General features: G+C 77.5%; 5 protein-coding genes. 3 read left to right on the top strand and 2 right to left on the bottom strand.

What is annotated here, in order from left to right; translation table 11 throughout:
- The coding region (locus CK505_RS17900; RefSeq protein ID WP_141246870.1) for a helicase-related protein at positions 1 to 1,333 on the bottom strand (1,333 nt) is incomplete at its 3' end.
- A gap of 103 nt (positions 1,334 to 1,436) precedes the next feature.
- A complete protein-coding gene (locus CK505_RS17895) occupies positions 1,437 to 2,246 on the bottom strand; it encodes an alpha/beta fold hydrolase (RefSeq protein WP_095651901.1) in 810 nt (269 codons plus the stop codon).
- A 122-nt stretch (positions 2,247 to 2,368) separates the two neighbouring features.
- Between CK505_RS17895 and dhaK the strand changes: the two genes are divergently transcribed.
- The 3 genes from dhaK to dhaM form a co-directional block, all read left to right on the top strand.
- Positions 2,369 to 3,370 (top strand): dihydroxyacetone kinase subunit DhaK, encoded by a 1,002-nt coding sequence (gene dhaK / locus CK505_RS17890; RefSeq protein ID WP_031282496.1) that lies wholly within the window; start codon positions 2,369 to 2,371, stop codon positions 3,368 to 3,370.
- Positions 3,370 to 4,002, top strand: a complete 633-nt coding sequence (gene dhaL, locus CK505_RS17885; RefSeq protein WP_017832470.1) for a dihydroxyacetone kinase subunit DhaL — start codon at positions 3,370 to 3,372, stop codon at positions 4,000 to 4,002. Before dhaK ends, dhaL begins: the two co-directional genes overlap by 1 nt.
- Positions 3,999 to 4,753 (top strand): dihydroxyacetone kinase phosphoryl donor subunit DhaM (gene dhaM / locus CK505_RS17880; protein ID WP_176475405.1); only part of this gene is annotated, 755 nt, incomplete at its 3' end. The genes dhaL and dhaM, both read left to right, overlap by 4 nt.

Here is a 4,753-nt window from a genome sequence, read left to right as displayed (position 1 = left end):
CCGCGAGCAGCCGGCCGGTGGCGGTGGCCCGGCCGTCCTCGTCGAGCGCGCCGAGCCCGTGCAGCACGGTGACGGCGTCGGCCAGGGCCGGCGCGGGCAGGGGGTCCGGCAGGGGCAGGCCCCGTCCGCCGGGGGCGCCCCAGCAGGCGAGCAGCAGCGCGGCGCCCGTGAGGTCGGCGGCCGCGAGCTCGGGGGTGAGGTGGCGGGGCATCGCGGCCCAGGTCCGCTCGTCGTAGCAGCGCACGACCTCCCCGGGCCCGAGCCGGGCGGCACGGCCCGCCCGCTGCTCGGCCGAGGCCCGGGAGGCCGCCACCGTGACCAGGCCCGTCATGCCGCGGCCGGCGTCCCGCCGGGGCTCGCGGGAGAGCCCGGAGTCGACCACGAGGCGCACGCCCGGCACCGTCAGGGAGGACTCGGCCAGGGACGTGGAGACGACCACGCGGGGCGGGTCCCCGGGCCGGCGTCCCGAGGTCGCCCGGTCCTGCTCGGCGGCCCCGACCCGGCCGTGCAGCTCGAGCACCTCGGTCCCGCGGCAGGTCTCCCGCAGCCGCCGGGCGACCTGGTCGACCTCCCACGCCCCGGGGACGAACACGAGCGCGTCCGCGGCGCCGTCCCGGGCCAGGGCCCGCGCGTGGGCGTCGGCCGCGGTCCGGGCGACGTGGTCGAGGAACGGGCGGGTGACCCCGCGCTCGTCGGTGCGCCGCCCGGGGGCCGGGGCCCACCGGACCGTGAGCGGGTGGAGGGCGGCCGGGCAGTCGACCACGGGGGCCGGGGCGCCCTCGCCCAGCAGCCCGGCGAAGCGCGGGGCGTCGAGGGTCGCGGACATCGCGACGAGCACCAGGTCCTCGCGCAGCTGCCGGACCTCGGCCAGCATGCCGACGAGCAGGTCGGACTCGAGACCGCGCTCGTGGACCTCGTCGAGGACCACGGCGCCCACCCCGGGCAGCCCGGGGTCCTGCAGCAGCCGGCGCAGGAGCACGCCGGGCGTGACGAACTCGACGAGGGTGCCGGCCCCGGTGCGCCGGTCGCCGCGCACCGTGTGGCCCACGAGCGCGCCCACCCGGGTCCCGGCCAGGTGCGCCAGCCGCCGGGCCGCCGCGCGGGCGGCGACCCGGCGGGGCTGGGTGACGACCACCCGGCCGGGCCCGGGACCCGTGGCGCGCTCGTGCAGCAGGTCGGCGACCAGCGGGGGCACCAGGGTGGTCTTGCCGGTGCCGGGCGGGGCCTGCACCACGGCGACGCCGCCGGCGAGGGCCGCGCGGAGCTCGCCGAGCACCCCGGCGACCGGCAGGCCGGCGCCGATCCGGGCGAGGTCGAAGGGGACGGGGCTCATCGTCCCAGTCTCCCACCGCCGCGGGGGCCGGCCGCGGCGGACGGCGGCCGCCGCACCCGGCGCGCACCGTCCGGGGCGGCCGCGCCCCGGGCGGGGAGGGCGGTCAGGGCCCGGTGCGGGCCAGGAACCCGCGCAGCACCGCGGCGAACTGCTCCGGCTCCTGCGAGTGGACCCAGTGGCCGGCCTCGCGGATCGTCACCCGGTGCGCCCGGGGGAACAGCCGGCGCATGACCGGCGTGTGCTCGTCGCGGACGTAGTCCGAGCGCCCGCCGGCGACCCAGAGCACCGGCCCCTCGTACACGGCGTCCCCGGTGTCCGGGAAGCCGCCGATGGTGTCCAGGCTCGACCGCAGCAGCTCGAGGTTCGGCTCCCAGGAGAGGCCCTCCGGGCCCCTGCGCAGGTTCTGCAGCAGGAAGCTCCGGGTGGTGTCCCACGGGATGGGCCCCCGGAGGGCCTCGTCCGCGTCCGAGCGGCGCTCGACGGCCGTGAGGTCCACGGCCGCGAGGCTGTCCAGCAGGTGGGCGAACTCGCCCTCGCCGCCCCCGGCCCGGGCGGGGGCGATGTCCACCACGACGAGCCGGGAGACGAGCTCCGGGTGCCGCAGCGCCAGCACCATCGCCACCTTGCCGCCGAGGGAGTGCCCGACGACGGCGACCGGCCCCGCCGCGGCGAAGTCGTCGCGCAGGGTCTCGGCCACGGAGTCCGCCATCTGCTCGTAGTCCACCCGGTCCGTCCACGCGGACCCGCCGTGGTTGGGCAGGTCCACGAGCAGGCTCCGGAAGTCCGGCTGGAGGTCCTTGGCGATCCGGGTGAAGTTCTTGCCCCGGCCGAACAGACCGTGCAGGAAGACGACGCGGTCGCCGTCGTCCCCGACAGCGGTGGTGTGCAGGGTGCTCGTCCGGATCTCAGCCATCCTCCGAGCTTAGGGTCTCGGCCGCCGGGGGACGGCGCTCTCGTCGCGCGCCGAGGACTCAATGCCCCACAGTCGTCCGGAACTGTTGTCACGACCACCGGCGGAGTGGTCGGATGGGGCACATGAAGAAGCTCATCAACGACCCGGCCGACGTCGTCCGGGAGGCCCTGCTCGGCATGCAGGCGGCGCACGGGGACCGCCTGCGCGTCGACCACTCCAACCGCGTCGTCTTCCGCGCCGACGCGCCCCGGCGCGGCAAGGTGGGCCTGGTGTCCGGCGGCGGCTCCGGACACGAGCCGATGCACGGCGGGTTCGTGGGCCCGGGGATGCTGGACGCGGCCTGCGCCGGCGAGGTGTTCACCTCCCCGGTGCCGGACCAGATGCTCGCCGCGACCCTCGGCGTCGACGGCGGCGCCGGCGTCCTGCACATCGTGAAGAACTACACCGGCGACGTCATGAACTTCGAGATGGCCGCCGAGCTCGCCGCCGAGAACGGTGTCGAGGTGGTCTCGGTCGTCACCGACGACGACGTCGCCGTGCAGGACAGCCTGTACACCGCCGGACGTCGCGGCGTGGGGGTCACCGTGCTGCTGGAGAAGATCGCCGGTGCGGCCGCCGAGGAGGGCCGTCCGCTCGCCGAGGTCGCCGACATCGCGCGGCGGGTCGACGAGCAGGGGCGCAGCATGGGCATGGCGCTCACCTCGTGCACGGTCCCGGCCGCGGGCAGGCCGACGTTCGAGCTCGGCGAGAACGAGATCGAGGTCGGCATCGGCATCCACGGCGAGCCCGGACGCGAACGGCGGCCGATCGCTCCCGCGCGGGAGGTCGCGGCCATGCTCGTCGAGCCGGTCCTGGCCGACCTGCCCGCGGCCGACGGCGCCCCGGTGATCGCGTTCCTCAACGGCATGGGCGGCACGCCGCTGATCGAGCTGTACATCATGTACTCCGAGGTGCAGCAGCTGCTGCAGAAGGCCGGCATCCCGGTCGCCCGCAGCCTGGTCGGCAACTACATCACCTCGCTGGACATGGCCGGCTGCTCCGTGACCCTGCTGCGCGCGGACGACGAGGTCGTCCGCCTGTGGGACGCGCCGGTCAACACCCCCGGCCTGCGCTGGGGCACGTGATGCCGGAGGTCACCGCCGAGGGTCTCGACCGCTGGCTGCGGAGGTTCGCGGAGGTCGTCCACGACCACGCCGCCGAGCTCACGGAGCTCGACTCCGCCATCGGCGACGCCGACCACGGGAGCAACATGGACCGTGGCATGCGGGCGGTCGTCGGCGCGCTGGACGCGGGCGGTGCCGGGGACGCCGGCGCGATGCTGAAGAAGGCCGGCATGACCCTGGTCAGCACCGTCGGCGGGGCCAGCGGCCCGCTGTACGGCACGTTCTTCCTGCGGGTCGGCGGCGGGCTGGCCGATGGGCGGGCCGTCGACGCCGCCGCGCTGGGCGGGGCGCTGCGGGCCGGGCTGGAGGGCGTGGTCGCCCGGGGCAAGGCCCAGCAGGGCGACAAGACGATGGTGGACGCCCTGGTCCCGGCACTCGACGCGTACGACGCGGCGGTGGCCGGGGGCGCCGGCATCGCCGACGCGCTGTCCGCCGCGGCCGACGCGGCCGAGGCGGGCTGCGCCGCGACGATCCCGCTCGTGGCCCGCAAGGGCCGGGCCAGCTACCTGGGCCAGCGCAGCGCCGGGCACCAGGACCCGGGCGCCACCAGCACGGCGCTGCTGCTGCGGTCCGCCGCCGACAGCCTGCCGTGATCGGCATCGTCGTCGTCTCGCACAGCCGCGCGCTGGCCGAGGCGGCCGTCGAGCTGGCCTGCGAGATGGTCGCGGAGCGCCCGCCGATCGCCGTGGCGGCGGGTGCCGGCGCCGGGTTCGGCACGGACGCCGTCGCGGTCGCCGACGCCATCACCGCCGTCGACTCACCGGACGGCGTGCTGGTGCTCCTCGACCTCGGCAGCGCCGTGCTCAGCGCGGAGATGGCGCGGGAGCTCGTGCCGCCCGACGTCGCCGAGCGGGTGCGCCTGTCGCCCGCTCCGCTCGTCGAGGGGCTGGTCGCCGCCGTGGTGACGGCCGCGACCGGCGCGCCGCTGGACGCGGTGCTCGAGGAGGCCGGCCGCGGACTGGCCGCCAAGCTGGATCACCTGGGGGAGGCGGCGGACCCGTCGGCGGCGGGCACGACGGCGCCGCCCGCGGCACCCGAGGTCGTCGCCGAGCTGCCCGTGGACACCCCGCACGGCCTGCACGCGCGCCCGGCCGCCCGGCTGGTCGGGCTCGTGCGGGCCGCCGACGCGGCCGCCGTGGTCACGAACCTGCGCACGGGCCGCGGTCCGGTCGACGCCCGCAGCCTCTCCGGGCTCGTGACGCTCGCCGTCCGGCAGGGCGACCGGCTGCGCTTCGAGGCGTCCGGACCCGGCGCCGAGTCGTTGACCGAGGCGGTGCGGGCGCTGGCCGCGGACTCCTGGGGCGACCGGCCCGCCGACCAGGCGCCCCCGGCGGCCCCCGGGTC

Origin of the sequence: Kocuria sp. WN036 (genome assembly GCF_002287015.1) — a bacterium.
Classification (GTDB): Bacteria; Actinomycetota; Actinomycetes; order Actinomycetales; family Micrococcaceae; genus Kocuria; species Kocuria rosea.
This window is presented reverse-complemented; position numbering and strand designations above follow the sequence as displayed.

Bases quoted from the DNA above. Each gene is read 5' to 3' on its own strand.
- dhaK (WP_031282496.1), top strand. From the start codon at position 2,369: ATGAAGAAGCTCATCAACGACCCGGCCGACGTCGTCCGGGAGGCCCTG.
- CK505_RS17895 (WP_095651901.1), bottom strand. From the start codon at position 2,246: ATGGCTGAGATCCGGACGAGCACCCTGCACACCACCGCTGTCGGGGAC.
- dhaL (WP_017832470.1), top strand. From the start codon at position 3,370: ATGCCGGAGGTCACCGCCGAGGGTCTCGACCGCTGGCTGCGGAGGTTC.